The organism is Mesorhizobium sp. M0018 (assembly GCF_040323955.1).
In the GTDB taxonomy this organism is placed as follows: Bacteria; Pseudomonadota; Alphaproteobacteria; order Rhizobiales; family Rhizobiaceae; genus Mesorhizobium.
Window position 1 is genome coordinate 337,328 of record NZ_JAMYVL010000003.1, and the last position, 19,604, is coordinate 356,931.

Annotated in this window: 24 protein-coding genes; 17 read left to right on the plus strand and 7 right to left on the minus strand. The window is 62.4% G+C overall.

The features are described from left to right. Nucleotides 1-63 precede the first annotated feature (63 nt). From NKJ81_RS06235 to NKJ81_RS06245, 3 genes are read left to right on the plus strand one after another with little or no spacing between them, the layout of a single operon-like run. Nucleotides 64-1,194 (plus strand): fatty acid desaturase family protein, encoded by a 1,131-nt coding sequence (locus NKJ81_RS06235; protein ID WP_352539978.1) that lies wholly within the window; start codon nt 64-66, stop codon nt 1,192-1,194. Nucleotides 1,195-1,234: 40 nt separating this feature from the next. Next, a complete protein-coding gene (locus NKJ81_RS06240; RefSeq protein ID WP_352454826.1) occupies nt 1,235-1,549 on the plus strand; it encodes a MocE family 2Fe-2S type ferredoxin in 315 nt (104 codons plus the stop codon). 2 nt (nt 1,550-1,551) lie between these two features. Further along, nucleotides 1,552-2,781, plus strand: coding sequence for an NAD(P)/FAD-dependent oxidoreductase (locus NKJ81_RS06245; protein ID WP_352540038.1), 1,230 nt, complete (start codon nt 1,552-1,554; stop codon nt 2,779-2,781). 33 nt (nt 2,782-2,814) lie between these two features. On the opposite strand, the gene NKJ81_RS06250 is transcribed toward NKJ81_RS06245, so the two are convergent. From NKJ81_RS06250 to hslV, 5 genes are all read right to left on the minus strand, one after another. Next, nucleotides 2,815-3,774, minus strand: coding sequence for a DUF1402 family protein (locus NKJ81_RS06250; protein WP_023677526.1), 960 nt, complete (start codon nt 3,772-3,774; stop codon nt 2,815-2,817). Nucleotides 3,775-3,956: 182 nt separating this feature from the next. Then, on the minus strand, nt 3,957-5,270 hold the full coding sequence (gene hslU / locus NKJ81_RS06255; RefSeq protein WP_254815924.1) for an ATP-dependent protease ATPase subunit HslU: 1,314 nt from the start codon (nt 5,268-5,270) through the stop codon (nt 3,957-3,959). A gap of 4 nt (nt 5,271-5,274) precedes the next feature. Continuing rightward, nucleotides 5,275-5,871: a DUF2585 domain-containing protein gene (locus tag NKJ81_RS06260; protein WP_254815925.1), complete on the minus strand. Its 597-nt coding sequence runs from the start codon at nt 5,869-5,871 to the stop codon at nt 5,275-5,277. A gap of 4 nt (nt 5,872-5,875) precedes the next feature. Further along, nucleotides 5,876-6,418, minus strand: coding sequence for a GNAT family N-acetyltransferase (locus NKJ81_RS06265; RefSeq protein ID WP_352472585.1), 543 nt, complete (start codon nt 6,416-6,418; stop codon nt 5,876-5,878). Further along, nucleotides 6,408-6,959 (minus strand): ATP-dependent protease subunit HslV, encoded by a 552-nt coding sequence (gene hslV / locus NKJ81_RS06270; protein WP_352472584.1) that lies wholly within the window; start codon nt 6,957-6,959, stop codon nt 6,408-6,410. Before hslV ends, NKJ81_RS06265 begins: the two co-directional genes overlap by 11 nt. A 225-nt stretch (nt 6,960-7,184) precedes the next feature. Here hslV and hisB point away from each other — a divergent pair, with 225 nt between their 5' ends. The 14 genes from hisB (at nt 7,185) to NKJ81_RS06340 (ending at nt 18,452) form a co-directional block, all read left to right on the plus strand. After that, complete coding sequence (hisB, locus tag NKJ81_RS06275; RefSeq protein ID WP_352539979.1) at nt 7,185-7,784, plus strand: imidazoleglycerol-phosphate dehydratase HisB; 600 nt, start codon at nt 7,185-7,187, stop codon at nt 7,782-7,784. A gap of 4 nt (nt 7,785-7,788) precedes the next feature. Further along, nucleotides 7,789-8,262, plus strand: a complete 474-nt coding sequence (locus NKJ81_RS06280; protein WP_352539980.1) for a DUF2628 domain-containing protein — start codon at nt 7,789-7,791, stop codon at nt 8,260-8,262. Between the two features lies 1 nt (nt 8,263). After that, nucleotides 8,264-8,914: an imidazole glycerol phosphate synthase subunit HisH gene (gene hisH / locus NKJ81_RS06285; RefSeq protein ID WP_023677533.1), complete on the plus strand. Its 651-nt coding sequence runs from the start codon at nt 8,264-8,266 to the stop codon at nt 8,912-8,914. A 3-nt stretch (nt 8,915-8,917) separates the two neighbouring features. Next, nucleotides 8,918-9,208 carry a DUF1330 domain-containing protein gene (locus tag NKJ81_RS06290; protein ID WP_352472581.1) on the plus strand — a complete coding sequence of 97 codons (291 nt, stop codon included), beginning with the start codon at nt 8,918-8,920 and terminating at the stop codon, nt 9,206-9,208. Nucleotides 9,209-9,210: 2 nt separating this feature from the next. Further along, entirely contained in the window at nt 9,211-9,960 is a 750-nt protein-coding gene (gene hisA, locus NKJ81_RS06295) for a 1-(5-phosphoribosyl)-5-[(5-phosphoribosylamino)methylideneamino]imidazole-4-carboxamide isomerase (RefSeq protein ID WP_352539981.1), read from the plus strand. After that, a complete protein-coding gene (locus NKJ81_RS06300; protein ID WP_352539982.1) occupies nt 9,957-10,793 on the plus strand; it encodes an arginase family protein in 837 nt (278 codons plus the stop codon). The genes hisA and NKJ81_RS06300 overlap by 4 nt, the downstream gene beginning before the upstream one ends. Further along, nucleotides 10,790-11,584 carry an imidazole glycerol phosphate synthase subunit HisF gene (hisF, locus tag NKJ81_RS06305; RefSeq protein ID WP_023677537.1) on the plus strand — a complete coding sequence of 265 codons (795 nt, stop codon included), beginning with the start codon at nt 10,790-10,792 and terminating at the stop codon, nt 11,582-11,584. Before NKJ81_RS06300 ends, hisF begins: the two co-directional genes overlap by 4 nt. Before the next feature lie 36 nt (nt 11,585-11,620). After that, complete coding sequence (locus NKJ81_RS06310) at nt 11,621-11,947, plus strand: phosphoribosyl-ATP diphosphatase (RefSeq protein ID WP_352451663.1); 327 nt, start codon at nt 11,621-11,623, stop codon at nt 11,945-11,947. An 18-nt stretch (nt 11,948-11,965) separates the two neighbouring features. Beyond that, nucleotides 11,966-12,925 carry a type I pantothenate kinase gene (gene coaA / locus NKJ81_RS06315; RefSeq protein ID WP_352451662.1) on the plus strand — a complete coding sequence of 320 codons (960 nt, stop codon included), beginning with the start codon at nt 11,966-11,968 and terminating at the stop codon, nt 12,923-12,925. A 77-nt stretch (nt 12,926-13,002) separates the two neighbouring features. After that, nucleotides 13,003-14,010 (plus strand): glycosyltransferase family 2 protein, encoded by a 1,008-nt coding sequence (locus tag NKJ81_RS06320; protein WP_352539983.1) that lies wholly within the window; start codon nt 13,003-13,005, stop codon nt 14,008-14,010. Then, nucleotides 14,010-14,780, plus strand: a complete 771-nt coding sequence (locus NKJ81_RS06325) for a class I SAM-dependent methyltransferase (protein WP_352539984.1) — start codon at nt 14,010-14,012, stop codon at nt 14,778-14,780. The genes NKJ81_RS06320 and NKJ81_RS06325 overlap by 1 nt, the downstream gene beginning before the upstream one ends. A 7-nt stretch (nt 14,781-14,787) precedes the next feature. After that, nucleotides 14,788-15,183: a GtrA family protein gene (locus NKJ81_RS06330; RefSeq protein ID WP_023677541.1), complete on the plus strand. Its 396-nt coding sequence runs from the start codon at nt 14,788-14,790 to the stop codon at nt 15,181-15,183. 73 nt (nt 15,184-15,256) lie between these two features. Further along, the gene (locus NKJ81_RS06335; RefSeq protein ID WP_352539985.1) at nt 15,257-16,771 is read left to right on the plus strand and encodes a hypothetical protein; all 1,515 of its coding nucleotides are present in this window, start codon (nt 15,257-15,259) and stop codon (nt 16,769-16,771) included. 67 nt (nt 16,772-16,838) lie between these two features. After that, a complete protein-coding gene (locus NKJ81_RS06340; protein ID WP_352539986.1) occupies nt 16,839-18,452 on the plus strand; it encodes a hypothetical protein in 1,614 nt (537 codons plus the stop codon). Here the strand turns inward: NKJ81_RS06340 and NKJ81_RS06345 are convergent. Then, nucleotides 18,415-19,032 carry an alpha-ketoglutarate-dependent dioxygenase AlkB family protein gene (locus NKJ81_RS06345; protein ID WP_352539987.1) on the minus strand — a complete coding sequence of 206 codons (618 nt, stop codon included), beginning with the start codon at nt 19,030-19,032 and terminating at the stop codon, nt 18,415-18,417. The two genes, NKJ81_RS06340 and NKJ81_RS06345, sit on opposite strands and share 38 nt — an antisense overlap. A gap of 131 nt (nt 19,033-19,163) precedes the next feature. Next, on the minus strand, nt 19,164-19,601 hold the full coding sequence (gene arfB, locus NKJ81_RS06350; protein ID WP_023677545.1) for an alternative ribosome rescue aminoacyl-tRNA hydrolase ArfB: 438 nt from the start codon (nt 19,599-19,601) through the stop codon (nt 19,164-19,166). Nucleotides 19,602-19,604 lie beyond the last annotated feature (3 nt).

Below are 19,604 nucleotides of genomic sequence, written 5' to 3' on the forward strand. Positions count from 1 at the left end.
ATTGAGCCTATCAGGGCTCGGCGTTATTTTGAACGCTGACCGAATATGATCGAGGCCTCCGCTATGGTGGATATTGGACTCCGAACCGGGAATACGAGAGCCGCAGCAGCGTCCCGACGCGACTACAGCCTGATCGGCCGCGACGCGAAGCTTGCCGTCGAGAGCGGGCTGGCGGCGGCCGAGTGGTATCACACCGACGTGCCGCGCAAGCAGATGAAGGAGCTGATGCAGCGCTCCGACGGCCCGGCGATCCGCGACACCATCATCTGGCTCGGCACCATGATCCTCAGCGGCGCCGGCGCCGCCTGGTTCTGGGGCAGCTGGTGGTGCGTGCCGTTCTTCTTCGTCTACGGCGTCCTCTACGGTTCCTCCACCGACTCACGCTGGCACGAATGCGGCCACGGCACCGCTTTCAGGACGCAGTGGATGAACGACGTGGTCTATCAGGTCGCCTGCTTCATGATCATGCGCAACCCGGTGACCTGGCGCTGGAGCCACACGCGACATCATACCGATACCATCATAGTCGGCCGCGATCCGGAGATCTCGGTGATGCGTCCGCCCGATCTGCTGCGCGTGGTGCTCAACTTCGTCGGCATTCTCGACGCCTGGCATGCGATGAGCGGCATGCTGCGCAATGCAGCCGGTATCGTCAGTCCGGCCGAAAGAACCTTCATTCCCGACCAGGAGCAGCCGAAGGCAATTCGCATTGCCCGCATCTGGACGACAATCTATGCCGCGACCATTGCGCTGGCGCTCTATACCGGCTCGTTCCTGCCGCTGATGCTGGTCGGTCTGCCCAGGCTTTACGGTGCCTGGCACCATGTCATGGTCGGCCTGCTGCAGCATGGCGGCCTGGCTGAAAACGTCACCGATCACCGGCTCAACAGCCGCACCGTCTACATGAACCCGATAGGCCGCTTCATCTACTGGAACATGAACTACCACGTCGAGCATCACATGTTTCCCATGGTGCCCTATCACGCGCTGCCCAGGCTGCACGAACTGATCAAGCACGATCTGCCGGCGCCGACACCATCCATCCTGGCCGGCTACCGCGAGATGATACCGGCTTTCCTGCGCCAGCTGCGCAATGAGGATTATTTCATCAAGCGCGAACTGCCGCCGACGGCGAGGCCCTATCGCGAGGATTTCCACAGCGATAACGCTGCTGTTGCAGTGGCTGCTGAATGACAAGCCCATGCCAACGCACCAAACATCGAGGGACCCGTAAATGAGCGACTGGGTCGAGGCCTGTGACGCCGAGGACATCGACGAAGAGGACGTGATGCGCTTCGACCATGGCGGCCGCACCTTTGCCATCTATCGCAGCCCCGACGACGGGTATTTCGCCACCGACGGGCTTTGCACGCATGAGAAGGTGCATCTGGCCGACGGGCTGGTGATGGACGATATCATCGAATGCCCGAAGCATAACGGACGCTTCAACTACAAGACAGGGGCTGCCAGGGGCGCGCCGGTCTGCGTCGATCTAAGAACTTATCCGGTCAAAGTCGACGCCGGCAAAGTCCTTGTCCGGATCGGTTGATGATGACGAAGGGAATGGTCATCATCGGCGCCGGCGAATGCGGCGGGCGCGCCGCCCTTGCGCTGCGCGAGCTCGGCTATGATGGCCCGGTGACGCTGGTCGGCGACGAGCCGCATCTTCCCTATGAGCGCCCGCCGCTGTCGAAAGACGCGATGGTTGCCGACGCGCCCCTAATCAAGGCGATCGCCAGCGAGGCGGTTCTGGCCGAAAGATCGATCAGGCATATCCATTCGGTCCAGGCGGTGGCGATCGTCCGAGAGGCGCATGTCGTGCGCCTCTCGGACGGTTCCGCCCTGGCCTACGACAAGCTCCTGCTGGCGACCGGTTCGGTGCCGCGCAAGCTGCCTATGCCGGGCCTTGGCGGGCGCTGCGTCTACCTCCGGACCTTCAACGACGCGCTGGCCATTCGCGCCCATCTCAGCGCCGGAAATCGCATCGCCATAGTCGGCGGCGGCTTCATCGGGCTTGAGCTTGCCGCGGCGGCACGCAGACTGGGTGCCGCGGTCACCATCATCGAGGCGCAGCCGCGCATCTTGATGCGCGGCGTGCCAGCCGAGATCGCTGAGGTCATCCATCAGGCGCATGAAGCGGAAGGCGTGAAAATCCTGTGCGGCGAGGGCATCGCCGCCATTGCCGATGATGGCGCCGAAGTGCGCATCGCGCTCGCCGGTGGACGCGACATTGTCGCCGATCTGGCCGTGATCGGCATCGGCGCCGTGCCGGTGACCGGACTTGCCGCGGAGGCGGGGCTGACCGTCGACAATGGCATCGCCGTCGACGCCGAGCTTCGCACCAGCGACCCGGATGTCTTTGCCGCCGGCGATTGCTGTTCGTTTCCGCTCGCCATCTATGGCGGCCGGCGCGTGCGGCTCGAAGCCTGGCGCAACGCACAGGAGCAGGGCGCGCTCGCCGCAAGGAATATGCTTGGCGCCGGCGAGTCCCATGCGGCGGTGCCGTGGTTCTGGTCGGATCAGTACGGCCTGACCTTGCAGATCGCCGGCCTGTCGGACGAAGGCCGCAGCGTCGTGCGCCGCGACCTCGGCGACCGCGCCTTCATCCTGTTCCACCTCGCCGAAGACGGCAGGCTGGTTGCGGCAAGCGGCATCGGCGCCGGCAACGCGGTCGCCCGCGACATAAGGCTGGCCGAGATGCTGATTGCGAAGCAGGCAAGGCCGGCGCCGGAAGCGCTGGGCTCGCAGGCGATCAAGCTGAAGTCGCTGCTGGCGGCATGAACGCCGCGTGGATAATTGGCCGAGCGCGTTCGGCTAAAACAGCGCCTTCAGCTCCGGCAGCTTGTCGTTGACCAGCCAGCCATAGTAATTTTCCTCGGGCAGTTTTTCCGGCTCGCCCGCAGCGCGGCGCTTGTCGTTCTCGGCCTTCAGCGCATAGGCGCGCTGTTCGGGGTTGCCGACATTGTAGAGCGTCGACGTGATGCCGGGATTGCCTGAGATGTCAAAGCCGGCAATGCTTCTATAGGCGTCGATCGACTTCCTTATCGTCGCCGCGACATAAGGCAGTGTCAGGTCAGGATCCATGATGGTCTTGTAGACCGCGTTGGGATCGCCGACGTCGAGTTCCGGCAGGCCGGAAACCTTGTGCACGAGGTCGCTCATTTGCAGCGCCGTCAGCGGATTGAGTTGGCCAAGGCCAAAAGTCTGCCCGGCATAATAAGGCTGGAAGAAAGTGGCGCCTAAGCGGTCGTTGGGAAAGCTCTCGCCGTCGACGGTCTTGCCGCGGAACGACCGGTTCCACACCTGTTCGCGGCACTCCCACAGATCGTAGCTGTCGGACTTCCCTGCGCATTTCGCAAATTGCGGCCGCTGCACGAAATCGGAGATGTCCTCGCCATCATAGGCAAAGGAGAGCTTGCTCGACAGATACGAAATCGCCTTGACGTAGTAGGTCTGCAGCCGGTCGTAGGCATCGACATTGTAGGTGTGCTCGCCGACGATGGCGCCGACGATATGCATTGGGTCGATGCCATAGGCCGCGGCTGCCTGCTTGATCTTGCCGCGCAACTCGGCATCGTTCTGGAGCAGCGCAAAGACTTTGCGGTATTTCGCCTGGAAGGTGGTGTTGGTCGCCTGGGTGCGCCGGCTCGAAGCGCCCGGTATGTCGGGCTGCTCGGTGTTGCGGTTGCCCGGCGGCACCATCGTTGCCGCTTGCGCGGCGAACATGGCTGCCGCCAGCGTCAGCCCCAAAATGACGAGGATCAGTTTTTTCATGCGCCGCCGCCCAAATAGTCGCCGGCAAACTAGGTAATGCTCCACCGGGAGTCGAGAGACGCCTGCACCCGACGGGACGAAAGCTTGCCGGATGCTTCCATTTGGCCACACATCGGGAATGCTGGGCCAAATTGGGGAGGCCGGGAGCAATTCCCCGACCCGCTTCGAGAATGAAGCGTCTCCTACAGGATGAAACGCGACAAGTCCGTGTTTCTGGAGAGGTCGCCGACATGCTTCTCGACATAGGCGGCATCGATGGTCACCGAGGTGCCGTTGCGGTCCGGCGCGTCATAGGAGATATCGTCCAGCACCCGTTCCATCACCGTCTGCAGCCGCCTGGCGCCGATATTCTCGACGCTGGCGTTAAGGTCCACGGCGATGCCGGCCAACGAATCGATCGCATCATCGGTGAAGACCAGGTCGACGCCTTCGGTCTTCATCAGCGCGATATACTGCTTGATCAGGCTGGCTTCGGTCTCGGTGAGGATGCGGACGAAATCGTCCTTCTCCAGCGCCCGCAGCTCGACGCGGATCGGCAGGCGGCCCTGCAATTCCGGCAGCAGGTCGGAGGGCTTGGCGACGTGGAACGCACCCGAGGCGATGAACAGGATGTGGTCGGTCTTCACCGGTCCATATTTGGTCGCAACCGTGGTGCCTTCGACCAGCGGCAGCAGGTCGCGCTGCACACCTTCACGCGAAACACCGGCACCGATGCCGCCTTCGCGCGAGGCGATCTTGTCGATCTCGTCGAGGAAGACGATGCCGTCATTCTCGGTCGATTCGAGTGCTCTGCGCACCACTTCGTCCTGATCGAGCAGCTTGTCGGACTCGTCGCTGATCAACAGCCCGTAGGACTCCTTGACGGTCGTCTTGCGCAACTTGGTCTTCTTGCCGCCCATCGCCTTCGACAGCATGTCGTTGATGTTGAGCACGCCGATATTGGCGCCCGGCATGCCGGGGATCTCGAAGCCGGGCATGCCGCCATTGCCGGTATCGGCCACTTCGATCTCGATCTCCTTGTCGTCGAGCTCGCCGTCGCGCAGCTTCTTGCGGAAACTGTCGCGGGTGGCCGGGCTCGCCGTCTTGCCGACGAGCGCTTCGAGCACCCGTTCCTCGGCGTTGATGTGGGCACGCGCCTTGACGTCCTCGCGCATCTTCTCGCGCACCAGCCCGATGGCGATCTCGACCAGATCGCGGATGATCTGCTCGACATCGCGGCCGACATAACCGACCTCGGTGAACTTGGTGGCTTCGACCTTGACGAAAGGCGCACCGGCAAGGCGTGCCAGGCGGCGTGAAATCTCGGTCTTGCCGACACCGGTCGGGCCGATCATCAGGATGTTCTTCGGCATCACCTCTTCGCGCATCTGGCCCTCGAGCTGCTGGCGGCGCCAACGGTTGCGCAAGGCAATCGCCACGGCACGCTTGGCGTCTTTCTGGCCGATGATGAAGCGGTCGAGTTCCGAAACGATTTCGCGGGGAGAGAAGGTGCTCATGTCACTAAATTCCACTTTGCCACTGCCGAATGGACTCGAACGGATGCAGCAGCATGATCACGTTGAGTGTCAGATTGTCCCGGATGAGATAGCCGACACCGAATTCGAAGATGAGGGCGAGGGTCACGATCACCCATATAGGAAGCCTTCGCGCCATGACAAACCCCAGCACCATGGCCAGCGTGTCGGACACCGAATTGATGATGCTGTCGCCATAATAGTCGAGCGAGATTGTGCCGGCGCGGTAGCGGTCGATGATGAAAGGGCTGTTCTCGAGCAACTCCCAGCCGCCCTCTATAACCACCGCAAAGGCCAGCCTGAGCCCGATCGGCGAGCGCGGGAAAAGGAACCACGCCAGCGCATAGAACAGGAAACCGTGAATGATGTGCGAGAAGCTGTACCAGTCGGAAATATGCTGGGAATTTTCGGAGCTCTGCACAATGCCGTGCCACAGCTTGACATAGCCGCAGGTACAGATCGGCGTCCGCCCCATGCCGTAGAGGACCCCGGCCTGGAAGATGACCAGGCCGAGAACCAGCAGAAGCCCCATTCGCCAGCTGTCTTCGTAGGCCGAGACGGTTTTGTCGCTGGATACGCTCATGCTGCTATTGCCCCTCTTTTGCCTCACCCTGTCCGGCGTCGCCCTCTGGGGCATCAATCGCCATCAGCACGGCATCGCCATATTCCGACTTCCTGCGATCGATAGCCCTGAAACCGGCCTTTTCATAGGCACGGATAGCCCGTGCATTGGCGGGGTCCGGGTCGATGATGACGCGCGGCGTACCTTCCTCGAAAAGCTGCTCGACGAACTGCCGGACGATCGCCGAGCCGTGGCCGACCCCGACAAGCCCCGGCACGCCGATCGACAGATCGATGCCGAGCGTGCCGAACGGCTGGTCGCTATAGGGATGGCCGTCCTCCAGATGCGGATCGTAGCTCTGCAAATAGCCGATGGGCTTTCCGTCGAGCTCGATAATCAGCGGCTCGACCGAAATGCTGTCGATATGCTCGCGGATCTCCGCAATCTCGGTCTCTGGGTCGTTCCACCATTCGGCGACATGCGGCTCGGCAAGCCAGCCGGCGATCATCGGCAGGTCCCTCTGGATCACCGGCCGAAAACCATAGCGGAGGCTCCGCTCAGGCGGCATCGAGGGTTTCGACGACGAAGTTGTTGTTTGTGTAGACGCAAATGTCTGACGCGATCTGCATCGCCTTGCGGGCGATCTCCTCTGCGCCCTTGTCGCTGTCCATCAAAGCGCGTGCCGCTGCCAGCGCGTAATTGCCGCCGGAGCCGATGGCCATGACGCCAAATTCGGGCTCCAGCACGTCGCCGGTGCCGGTCAGCGCCAGCGACACCGACTTGTCGGCCACCAGCATCATTGCTTCCAGCCGCCGCAAATAACGGTCGGTGCGCCAGTCCTTGGCGAGCTCGACGCAGGCACGTGTTAGCTGGTCGGGATATTGTTCGAGCTTGGCTTCGAGCCGCTCCAGCAGCGTGAAGGCATCGGCGGTGGCCCCGGCGAAGCCGGCAATGACGTTGCCGCTTTTGCCGATGCGGCGCACCTTCTTGGCGTTGCCCTTCATGATGGTCTGGCCGAGGCTGACCTGGCCGTCGCCGGCGATCACCACCTTGCCGCCCTTGCGCACGGTCAGGATGGTCGTGGCATGCATGGTCAGTTCATTCGACATTTTCTGCTCCGATCAGCACCGATCCCATCGAGGCGATCGGCGCGTTACGAGTGACTTGATCGGCCATATGTATGCATAGGCCGGATGATTGCAAACCGGCCATCCGCCGGGCCGGACTGTGCTCCGCAGCGGTAACTGGCAATCGCCGGATCATGCTGCTAGAAGGCTTTCGTTTTCAGGCATGTGAACGCCTGAACGGTGCAAATCTGAGACAAGGATGAGGTCATGGCGCCCCGTTCCGCCGAGATAAGCCGCAAGACCAGGGAAACCGACATCGCCGTGTCGGTTCAGGTCGACGGCTCGGGCAAATCCGACATTTCGACGGGCGTCGGCTTCTTCGACCATATGCTGGACCAGTTGTCGCGCCATTCGCTGATCGACATGACCGTGAAGGCCAAGGGCGACCTGCACATAGACGACCACCACACGGTCGAGGATACGGGCATCGCGCTCGGCCAGGCGCTGGCCAAGGCGTTGGGCGAGCGGCGCGGCATCATGCGCTACGCCTCGATCGATCTCGCCATGGACGAGACACTGACGCGGGCGGCAATCGATGTCTCCGGCCGGCCTTTTCTGGTCTGGAATGTTTCGTTCTCGTCGCCGAAGATCGGTACGTTCGATATCGAGCTGGTGCGCGAATTCTTCCACGCGCTGGCGCAGAATGCCGGCATCACGCTTCATGTCACCAATCATTACGGCGCCAACAACCACCACATCGCCGAGACCTGCTTCAAGGCCGTGGCGCGTGTGTTGCGTTCGGCGCTTGAGCGCGACCCGCGCCAGCCGGACGCGGTTCCCTCCACCAAGGGATCCCTGAAAGGATAGCGTCATGGCCATCTATGTCGTGATGAAGCCGCCAGGCCGCAGCAAAAGCGTGGACACTACCTTTATCCGTGACGGCTTTGCCTGGCTCGGCTTCCTGGTGCCGCCGCTGTGGCTGGCCTGGCACCGGCTGTGGGTCGAGGCGGCATTGGCGTTTGTCGCCATGGGCCTGCTCTCGATGCTAGGCGAAAGGCTGGACCTGGAAACAACCGGCTCGCTTTTATCCCTGCTTGTCATGCTCTTTGTCGGACTGGAAGGGCAGGGCTTGCGGATCGCAGCCCTGCGCCGTCGCGGCTGGCATGAATGGGGCGTGGTCGAGGCCGACAGGCTCGACGACGCAGACCTCCGCTATGCATTGGAAGCCGATGCTCAGTCGGATGAACAACCGACGGTGCAACGCATCGTCCCAGACGCAGCACATGCCCGGTCGGCGCAGATGGGCCTGGCGCTGGGGCTGAACCATATTCCGGGAAAGCCCTGAGATGAGGGTAGCGATCATCGATTACGGGTCGGGCAATCTGCGCTCGGCCACCAAGGCCTTCGAGCGTGCCGCGCATGAAGCCGGTATTGCCGCCGCGATCGAACTCACCGCCGATGCCGAGCGGGTCAGGACCGCCGACCGCATCGTCCTGCCCGGCGTCGGTGCCTATGCCGATTGCGCCGCTGGACTGCGTGCGGTCGCCGGCATGTGGGAAGCGGTCGAGGAGGTGGCGATCGCCAAGGCTCGGCCGTTCCTCGGCATCTGCGTCGGCATGCAGCTGATGTCGGAGCGAGGCCTGGAAAAGACCGTCACAAAGGGCTTTGGCTGGGTCGCCGGCGACGTCAAGGAGATCACGCCGGCCGATCCGACACTGAAGATTCCGCAGATCGGCTGGAACACGATTGACCTGAAGCGCAAGCATCCGCTGTTTTCCGGCATTGCGACGGGTGGCAAGGGACTGCACGCCTATTTCGTCCACTCCTACCATCTCGATGCACGGAAGGAGGATGAGGTGCTGGCGGTTGCCGACTATGGCGGCCCGGTAACGGCCGCTGTCGCTCGCGACAACCTCGCCGGAACGCAATTCCACCCCGAGAAGAGCCAGGCGCTGGGCCTGGCGCTGATCACCAATTTCCTAGGCTGGAGGCCCTGAACCATGAGCAAGAAGGGCTATTGGATGGCAATGGTCGATGTCCGCGATCCCGAGATCTACAAGCGATATATCGAGGCCAATGCCGCGGCTTTCGCGAAATACGGCGCGAAGTTCCCGGTGCGCGCCGGGCGGTACACCAGCCCGGAAGGACCGGCAGGCAATCGCCACGTGCTGGTGGAATTCGAATCCTATGAAAAGGCGCTGGAATGCTACGGCTCGCCTGAATACCAGGAGGCGTTGAAGTACAGGCTCGCCGGCTCGACCGGCCACTTTGTCATCGTCGAAGGCGCCTGAAGGTGTTTCTGTTTCCGGCGATAGACCTCAAGGACGGCAAATGCGTGCGCCTCAGGCATGGCGACATGGCGACCGCCACCATCTACAATGACGATCCCGCCGCTCAGGCGCGCGTCTTCGAAGAGCAGGGCTTCGAATGGTTGCACGTCGTCGACCTCAACGGCGCCTTCAAGGGCCAGAGCGTCAACAGTGCCGCGGTCGGCGCCATCCTGAAGGCGACGAGCAATCCGGTGCAGCTCGGCGGCGGCATCCGCACGCTGGCGCAGATCGAGGACTGGCTCGACCGTGGGCTGGCCCGCGTCATTCTTGGCACCGTGGCGGTCCGCGATCCGGATCTGGTCAGGCAGGCCTGCAATGCATTCCCGGGCAAGATCGCTGTCGGCATCGACGCCAAGGGCGGTAAGGTCGCGGTCGAAGGCTGGGCTGAGGCCTCGAGCCTCGGCGTCATTGAACTGGCGAGGAAATTCGAAGGTGCCGGCGTCGCCGCCATCATCTACACCGATATCGACCGCGACGGTGTGCTGACCGGCATCAACTGGGACGCCACCATCGATCTCGCCGACGCGGTGTCGATCCCGGTTATCGCCTCGGGCGGGCTCGCCTCGATCGCCGACATCGTGCGCATGACCATGCCCGATGCCCGCAAGCTCGAAGGCGCGATCTCCGGCCGCGCCCTCTACGACGGCCGCATCGACCCGGCCGAGGCATTGGCGATCCTGCGTGGCAAACCGATGGCAGGGTGTGAAACGTGAAGGTCTCGATTATCGTTGCTCCCTACGACAGCGGGCACTATCACGAGGGGTGCGGCCAGGGGCCGGACGCCATCGTCGGCGGTGGGCTGGTCGAAGCCCTGACCGTGGCTGGCCATGATGTCGCCGTCGAAGATATCGGCAAGGTCGGAGACGAGCAGGGGCGCGAAATTGCAACCGGCTTCGCCGTCTGCAACGCCGTCGCGACCAAGGTTAACCTCGCCCGCGATGGAGGACGCTTCCCCATTATCCTTGCTGGAAATTGCCTGACCGCCGCCGGTGCGGTTGCCGGTGAAGCGGCGGATTCGATCATCTGGATCGACCAGCATGGCGATCTCAACACGCCGGAGACGTCGGCCTACGGCTTTCTCGACGGCATGGCGCTGGCGGCGACGCTCGGGCTCTGCTGGCATCCGATGGCGGCAGCAATTCCGGGGTTCCGGCCGATAGACCCGGCGCGCTGCATGCTGGTCGATGCCCGCGACCTCGATCCCGACGAAAAGCGACTGCTGGAAACTTTGCCGATCGTGCGCACCGAATGTGCCGGTGCACTCGATATGATCGGAAAGCTCACGGCGACAGGGACTGTGCGGGCGCATCTGCATCTCGACCTGGATGTCCTCGATCCGGATGTGCTGCAGGTGAACCGCTACGCGCACCCGGGCGGCCCGAGTACGGAACAGCTACGGCAGCTTGCCTGCGGACTGGCCAGGTCAATCCCAATCGTCGGCGTGACGCTCTCGGCCTATGACCCGGCCTTTGATTCCCAGTCCGAAGTTCCGGCCGTCGTCGGCCAGCTGCTTGTCGAGTTTCTTGCGGCGATCGAGAGGATCTGATGCTGAAAGCCCGCGTCATCCCCTGTCTCGACGTCAAGAACGGCCGTGTCGTCAAGGGCGTCAATTTCGTCGACCTGGTCGATGCCGGCGATCCCGTCGAAGCGGCAAAAGCCTATGACGCGGCCGGCGCCGACGAGCTCTGCTTTCTCGACATCACCGCCTCGTCGGAAAACCGCGAGACCATTTTCGATGTCATCGCCCGCACCGCCGAACAATGTTTCATGCCGCTGACCGTTGGCGGTGGCGTCCGTCAGGTCGCCGACATCAGGAAGCTGCTACTGGCCGGCGCCGACAAGGTGTCGATCAACACGGCGGCGGTGAAGACCCCAAATTTTGTCGCCGAGGCTGCCGACAAATTCGGCAACCAGTGCATCGTCGTCGCCATCGATGCCAAGAAAGTGTCCGCTGCGAGCGAGGCTGATCGCTGGGAGATATTCACCCATGGCGGCCGCGAGAAGACCGGCATCGACGCCGTCGAGTTCGCTCGGCGAGTGGTCGACCTCGGCGCCGGCGAGATCCTGCTGACATCGATGGACCGCGACGGAACCAAGGCCGGCTATGATATAGCCCTTACCCGCGCGGTCGCGGATGCCGTACGCGTGCCGGTCATCGCTTCCGGTGGCGTCGGCACGCTCGACCACCTTGTCGAAGGCATTCGCGACGGCCATGCCGGCGCGGTGCTGGCGGCGTCGATCTTCCATTTCGGCACCTACAGCATCGCCGAAGCCAAGCTGCACATGGCTCAGGCCGGACTGCCGATGCGGCTGGACTCGCCGGGTAATCGGTCCTAGAGCCTTTCCGGCTAAGAAGAGGCTGTAAACGCCGTCATGACCGAGTTCTCGCTCTCCGATCTGGAGAAGATTATTGGCGAACGCGCACGTTCCGGCGATCCGGATTCGTGGACGGCCAAGCTCTTTCAGCGTGGCATGAGCAAGGCAGCGCAGAAACTCGGCGAAGAGGCAGTCGAAACGGTGATCGCAGCCGTCAGCGCCGACCGGGACGCGCTTGTTTCGGAAAGCGCCGATCTCATCTATCATTGGCTTGTCGTTCTTGGCGTAGCGGGCATTCCGCTGAGCGATGTGCTCAACGAGCTTGAACGCCGCACCGGTCGTTCGGGCATCGCCGAAAAGGCGTCTCGGCTGGACCGGGGCTGATCGCTGCGGAGGAACTCGATGGACCAGCTCGCTCCTACCGAGAAGTATTCACCCTATCGTTTCTTCTCGGCCGAGCAATGGTCGCGGTTCCGCGCCGATACGCCGATGACGCTCACCGAGGACGAGGTCCGTCGTCTGCGGTCGCTGAACGATCCGGTCGATCTCCACGAGGTCGAGCGCATCTATCTTTCGATGTCGCGGCTGTTGTCGGCTCATGTCGAAGCCAGTCAACTCCTGTTCAGGCAGCGCCAGGCCTTCTTCAACGCGCTGGACGCGGCCAAGACACCGTTCATCATCGGCATTGCCGGTTCCGTCGCGGTCGGCAAATCGACCACGGCGCGCGTGCTGAAGGAGCTGCTGGCGCGCTGGCCGTCGAGTCCCAAGGTCGACCTGGTCACCACCGATGGTTTCCTGCTGCCGAACGAAGTCCTGCGCCGCAACAACCTGATGGAGCGCAAGGGCTTTCCCGACAGCTACGACGTCGGCGCCCTGCTGCGCTTCCTGTCCGGCATCAAATCGGCGCAGCGCAACGTCCGCGCGCCGGTCTATTCGCACCTGACCTATGACGTCATCCCGGGCGAGTTCCAGACCATCGACCGGCCGGACATCCTGATCTTCGAGGGCATCAACGTCCTGCAGCCGGGCAAGCTGCCGAAGGATGGCAAGATCGTGCCTTTCCTGTCGGATTTCTTCGACTTTGCCATCTACATCGATGCCGAGGAGGCGCTGATCCATCACTGGTATATCGCCCGCTTCATGCGGTTGCGCGAAACCGCCTTCCGCGACCCGGCCTCCTTCTTTCACCGCTATTCGCAACTTTCCGAAGATGCGGCCCGCGCCATCGCCGAGGGCCTGTGGACCAACATCAACCTGAAGAATCTGCGCGAGAATATATTGCCGACCCGCGCGCGAGCCGATCTCATCCTGCGCAAGGGCGCCAACCATCTGGTCGAGGAAGTGGCGCTCAGGAAACTGTGAAATCCCGGGACATTCCTTAAAGTCATCTTAACCCAGTCTTTCTATTGTCGGGCCTGATCTGCGGGCTCGGCAAACAAATGAATGCGCCATTCCTAAACATCGATCGGCCGGCAGCTGACCGCATCGCACGTCCGGGCAGCGACGGCGCAACGATTGCCTTGATCGTGCCTGTCCACAATGAGGAAGGCGCAATTGCTCCATTCCTGAAGGCGGTATGCGAAAGCACCGCGCTGCTGAAGGACAAAGGCGTTGCCCTCGAGTTCATCTTCGTCAACGACGGCAGCAGCGATACGACGCTCGAAAAGCTGATCGAAGCCCAACAAACCGATCCACGCATCCACGTAATCGACCTTTCACGCAATTTCGGCAAGGAAGCCGCGATGACCGCGGGGCTCGACAGCTGCGATGCCGATGCAGCGATCCCGATGGATGTCGATATGCAGGATCCGCCGCATGTCATTCCGCTGCTTGTGGAAAAGTGGCGCGAGGGTTTTGAGGTTGTTCTGGCCAAGCGAGCCAATCGGTCGAGCGACAGCTTTCTCAAGCAGCGCTCCGCCTCGATGTTCTACCGCGTTCACAACTGGATCGCGCAGCAGAAGATCCCGCACGATGTCGGCGACTTCCGTTTGATCGACCGCCAGGTCATCCAGGCGCTGCGGTCTTTGCCCGAACGCCGTCGTTTCATGAAGGGCCTGTTCGCCTGGGTCGGGTTCCGCACCGCAAGCGTCGAATATGTCCGCGATCAGCGCATCGCCGGCCAGTCGAAATTCTCCGGCTGGAAGCTGTGGAACTTCGCGCTCGAAGGCATCACCAGCTTCTCCACCGCTCCGCTTGAAATCTGGACCTATGTCGGCGCGACGATTTCCGCGCTGTCGTTCCTCTACGGCCTGCTGATCGTTGCCAAGACAATGATCTTTGGCGTTGATGTGCCCGGCTACGCCTCCCTGCTGGTCAGTGTTCTTTTCCTTGGCGGCATCCAGTTACTCGGCATCGGCATCATCGGACAATACCTCGGCAGGGTCTACGCCGAGATCAAGCAGCGTCCGATCTATATCGTGCGCCGCAAATATGAGGGAATGAGCTGATGGAGATCGACGCTTACCGACAGATGGCCGCCACCGAAGACGAGCATTGGTGGTTCTGCGGGCGTCGCGCAATCGCCGAGGCGGTCATTCGCAGCATCGGCCTGCCTGAAAACGCGCGCATCGTAGAGATCGGCGCCGGCACCGGCGGCAACATCCGGATGCTGGAGCAGTTCGGCGCAGTGACGGCAGTCGAGATGAGCGATCTCGCGCGCAGGATTGCCTGGGAAAAGACCGGCCGCGACTTCCTCGCCGGACATCTGCCGGACAACATTCCTGTCGCGCCGCAAAGCTGCGACCTCGTCTGCCTGTTCGACGTGCTGGAACATGTCGCCGAAGACGAGGCGTCGCTTGCCGCGATCCGCCAGATGCTGAAGCCGGGCGGCAGCGTCGTCCTCACGGTGCCAGCACACCAATGGTTGTGGAGCACGCATGATGTTGGGCTGCATCACATGCGGCGCTATTCACGCAATCTGCTGCGTGAACGAATTGAAAAGGCTGGTTTCGCGATCGACCGGCTGAGCTACACAAATGCCGCGCTCTTCCCGGTAGCGGCGCTGGCACGACTGGTGGACAGGTTGCGCAAGTCGGCGTTGCCAGCCGGCCATGCCACGCCGCCAAAACCACTGAATGCGGCGATGAAGGCAGTGTTTTCGGCGGAAGGCCGCATCATACCAAATGCAAGCTTGCCCTTCGGGGTTTCGCTGCTGGCGGTATTCCGCAAGGACAGCGCCGTCGAAACCGCTCGCCCCGACGAGAAATTGGCAGCTTGACCGCGTCATGGGCACCGGCTCGTATCGTCGACTATCGCGCTTTGCGCTGATTGGCATTGCGTCGACGCTGATCTACGCCGTTTGCGCTTTTCTGCTGTCGCGTGGACAGGCAACGGCGGCCCTGCCGGCGGCGCTCACATCGTTTGCGGCCTACGCCGTCGCCGCGCTGTTCTCCTACACCGGGCATAAATATTTCACGTTCACCTCGGGCGGCAGCCACGCTATGGAATTGCCCCGCTTCCTCCTGCTCACCGCTTCCGGCCTCGCCGTCGCGATCGCCCTGCCGGGGCTTTTGACCCAGATGCTCGGCGTCCCTGCCGCAATCCCGATCCTGCTCACCTGCATTGCCGTGCCGGTCATCAACTATGTCGTCCTCGGGCGCTGGGTGTTTCGTGGTCTCTAGCGCGCGATCCCTCAGTGAACTGCTGCCCGGCGCGAACCGCTTCTCGCCCTTTGTGGGCGTAGCGGGTGCTCCGTTGCTGCTGGCCAGTCTGATCGTCACATACGCCGTCTGGCTATCGACTGTTGCAATTCCGACCAATGTTGACGTGTCATGGCTTCTGGTCGTCTGCGACCGCCTGCTTGGCGGAGAGCGGCTCAACACCGACATCGTGGAGACCAACCCCCCTTTCTCGATCTGGCTCTACATGCCGTTCATGCTCCTGGAAAAGCTGACTGGCATGCGTGCGGAATTCTGGCTGACGCTTGGCGTCGTTTGCCTGAGCCTGGCCAGTCTTTTCGGTTCCGTCCGTATTCTCGCGCGCGATGAACCGGTCTACCGGCAGCCCCATGCGCTGTGGGCGGCAGCCGCGGCCCTGTTTTTGATCCTGTGTTTCATGCCGGATCAATTCGGCCAACGCGAGCACTTCGCATTGATTGCCATTCTGCCTTGGGTGGCGTTGCAATGCACACGTCAGCGGAACCTGGATTTCAGCGCGGGCTCGCGCCTGGAGCACATGGTCGCCGGGTTCTGCGCGGCGGTCGTGGTCATGGTCAAGCCGCCCTATTTTGTGCTGGCCTTCATGTTGCCGTCGCTCTGTCTTGCGCTTGAAAGGCGGTCGCTGAGACCGCTCTTCGTCGCAGAGAACCTGATGGGCGCTGCGATCGTGGCCGCCTATATCGCGTCCATCGCGCTCTTCGACCGCGCTTACGTCAGCGACGTCCTGCCCTTGGTCAGGGAGGTCTATCTTCCGTTGAGGGCCTCTGCCGCCGATATGCTGGCAAACTGGCCGAAAGTGGTGCTGCTTCTGGCCGCCGCCACCATGCTAGCGGCCGGCGGCCTGAGAAACACGAACTGGGACGTCAGGATTCCGCTCCTGACCGCCCTGGGGTTCATTCCGGCCTTCATCGTCATGGGCAAGGGTTGGCCCAATCACGCGCTGCCGATGGTCGTTGTTGCGACACTTGCATTTGGCATGCAGCTTGTGCGGTTCGGCACATTCGGCAGTGCAGGCATCGTTCGCAAGGCCGCCCTGATCTTCGGCTGCGTGCTGGTGCTGCAAATAGCGGTCAGGGCACAGTACGCGGCGCTGACGACGGATAACGGCCCGATCGCCCGGTCTGTCGCCGCGATCCGCGCAACGGTCGAAACCCCGGCCATCATGTCGATTGCCGACCAGATGCAGGTTGCCCATCCCCTCGCCAGGCTGGTCGGCGGCAGGTTCATATCACGCCATCCGAGCGCCTGGGCGGTCTCCAACGCGGACACGCTCGCCCGCGTCACCGGCGATCTCGAACGGAGACCGGAACTTGAAAGCATCCGCGATCGGGTGATCGGCGAAAACGCCGCCGAGATATCAGCGAAGAAGCCCGATATCGTGCTGTCAGGCTCGCCGGCGTGGACTGCCCTGATGCTGCAGGACAAGCGGATCCAGGTCGCCTTGGCCGACTATCGTCTGCTGCACGCCGAGCCGGAAATCACTGTCTATCTGCGTTACACGGCGCCTGCGCCGCTCCAAACCGATAGAGCAGGAGCCCCCGGAAACCCATGACACGGCTGGATCCAATCGCTCCACTGGACGACATATGGCTCGATCTCGAGAGCCTCGGTGCAACAGCATGAGCGTCTCGAACGACATTGGCGGCTTGAGCCGCTGGCGCGACCGGGATATTGCGGCGTCGCTGCTTCCTAGCCGCAATGTCCTGGCCATAGCCGCAGTCACCGTCTTCTCGATCTTCTGGCAGCGACGTTGGGGGACTGTTCCCGACACTAGCTGGCTGATCACGGTCTGCGAGCGTATGCTGTCCGGTGAGCGGCTTTACTCGCAAATCTACGAGACCAATCCCCCATTCAGCGTCTGGCTCTATCTGCCGCCAGTGGCTGCGGCCAGATTGCTGGGCACCGCCCCGGAAATCCTGGTTGAGGCCTGGACATACCTTGCCGTGCTTATCGGACTTTCGCTCTCGGGCGTGATCGTCAAGCGTGCGGGTTTCACCGAAACTGCATCATTGTTTGCACTGGGGCCAGCGTTTTGCGCAATGTTGGTGGTCTTCCCCGGAAATGCCTTCAGCGAGCGGGAGCATATCGGCATGGCACTTTTCATGCCGCTGCTTGCGCTTCATGCCTGGCGCGCGCGCAGAGATGCAGCTGCCCAACCAGACCCTGGGCTCGCTGCACTCGCCGGCCTGTCGGGCGGCATTCTGCTGCTGGTCAAGCCCTACTATGCGATCATGGTGTTGGCGCCGGCGCTGGTCGTTGCAGTGCGCCGGCGCAGTCTGAAATCGATCTTCGCCCTGGAACACTGGGTCATTGGCGGCATCTGCGTTGTCTATCTCAGCACGGTCACGCTGATCCATCCGGAATTCGTGCGCGACATCTATCCCCTCTTGGCGGACGTTTATGCAAAGATCGGCATCTTTTGGCCGATTGTGATCGGCTACGGTTTCTCGTGGTGTTTCCTTGTCTTCCTGATCTGGTGGCTGTGGCCGGCCAGGCGGTTTCCAGAGCTGGCGGCGGTAGCGTTGGCGGCATCGATCGCCGGCATGTTTCCCCTGTTCTACCAAGCCAAAGGCTGGTCTTATCATGCCTATCCCGCGATCTTTTGCGCTGTGGCAGCCATTTTCTGCCTGTTGGCACTGCCCAGGATCGTGCAGCGGCCGTCGAAGCTGTTGACGTTCGTGACGGCTCCTTCGCGAGCTTGGGCATTGGCGGCGGTGGCAATCGCTTTCTTGCCGTACTGGAGCACCCAGAAACCAGGGCCGGCGCTGGTTGCTGCAATTCGCGCCGCCACCGATCGGCCGACCGTAGCGTTGGTCAGTTCGGATATTTCCTCGGGACATCCGTTGAACCGTATGATCGATGGGCAGTTCGTTTCGACCCACGTCAGCGATTGGCTTGGAGCGTTCGCACTTTCCCTGTCCCGGCAGGCATCTCTCTCGGGTGACACCGCCGAAGCCATGCGTTACCAAGCCATCATGGCGCGCTACGTCGAAAGCAAACGCGAAGAGTTCGTGCGTCTGCGCCCGGATATCGTCGTCTTCAAGAAAAACAACACGATGTGGACAAGCCAATTGATGGAGCGTTTTGGCTTTGACGCCATCCTGGCGCACTACCGCATTCTTATCGAGGACGAGACCGAGCGCATCTATCTGCGCGACGATTATGTCCGCCCGGGCCACCGGCCACCCGAACAGCCTATTTCGGCATCGTCACCCGTCGCAGCGTCAGATTGATGCGGCCGCCACTCCTGAGCAATGCCGAGGTCGACGGGTAGATACGGTCGACGCCGTGAAAGCAGAGCCGCCCTTCGCCGCCAAGCACGACGACGTCGCCGCTCCTCAGCCTGAACGATTTGGTGGCGCCGTCGCGCGTCGTCTGGCCGACCCGGAACAGGCAATCGTCGCCGAGCGACACCGAGACGACAGGCGCGGAGAAATCGCTCTCGTCGCGGTCCTGGTGAAGACCCATCTTGGCATCCTGCGAATAGAAATTGACCAGGCAGGCTTCCGGCAGGTGCGCATAGGCAGATACATCCCGCCACAGTTCGAGCAGCATCTCCGGGATCGGCGGCCAAGGCCTTCCGGTCACCGGGTGGGTCGGCTGGTAGCGATAGCCGTGCTCCTGGTCGGTGACCCAGCCCAGCGGACCGCAATTGGTCATGCGCACGCTCATCTCCTTGCCGGTACGCGGCATCGCCGGCACGAACAGCGGCGCGTTCTGCACGATCTGCCGGATATCTTCAACCAGCACTTCCTGCATGGCGCGCGACAGGTAGTCGGGCATATGGCGGACGCCTTTGGGCAGTACGAGCATCGCGTCGCTTAATCCGTTGGTCTGGAGAAATCAGAATGCCACCGTCAAATGAAAACGGCGACCCGAAAGCCGCCTCCGACGGTGGCTGCGCGCTTTAACCGGCGATCTGAGATCGGAAGCCGCTTCGGCTGTCACTCATCCCCGACCCGGCCGCGCAGTTTCTTGATCGAGCCGCGCCCGGCCTTGCTCTTGAGCCGTCTTTCGACCGCGCCTTTGGACGGCCTGGTCTTCTTGCGCGGCGGTGGTGGTGGTTCGGCGGCCTTGGCGACCAGTGCCGTCAGCCGCGCCCGGGCGTCCGCCCGGTTCTGCTCCTGGGTGCGGAAGCGTCCGGCTTCAATGACGATGACGCCGTCCTTGGTGGCGCGCTGGCCGGCAAGCTTGATGGTCCGTTCGCGCACCCGCTCCGACAGGCCAGCCGCATTGGCGGCATCGAAGCGCAATTGCACTGCCGTCGCCACCTTGTTGACGTTCTGGCCGCCCGGGCCGGACGAACGGATGAAGTCCTCGTGCAGGTCGCCCGGATTAATCACCGCATCGTCGGTAATGATGATCTTGTCGTCGGCGTTCATGCC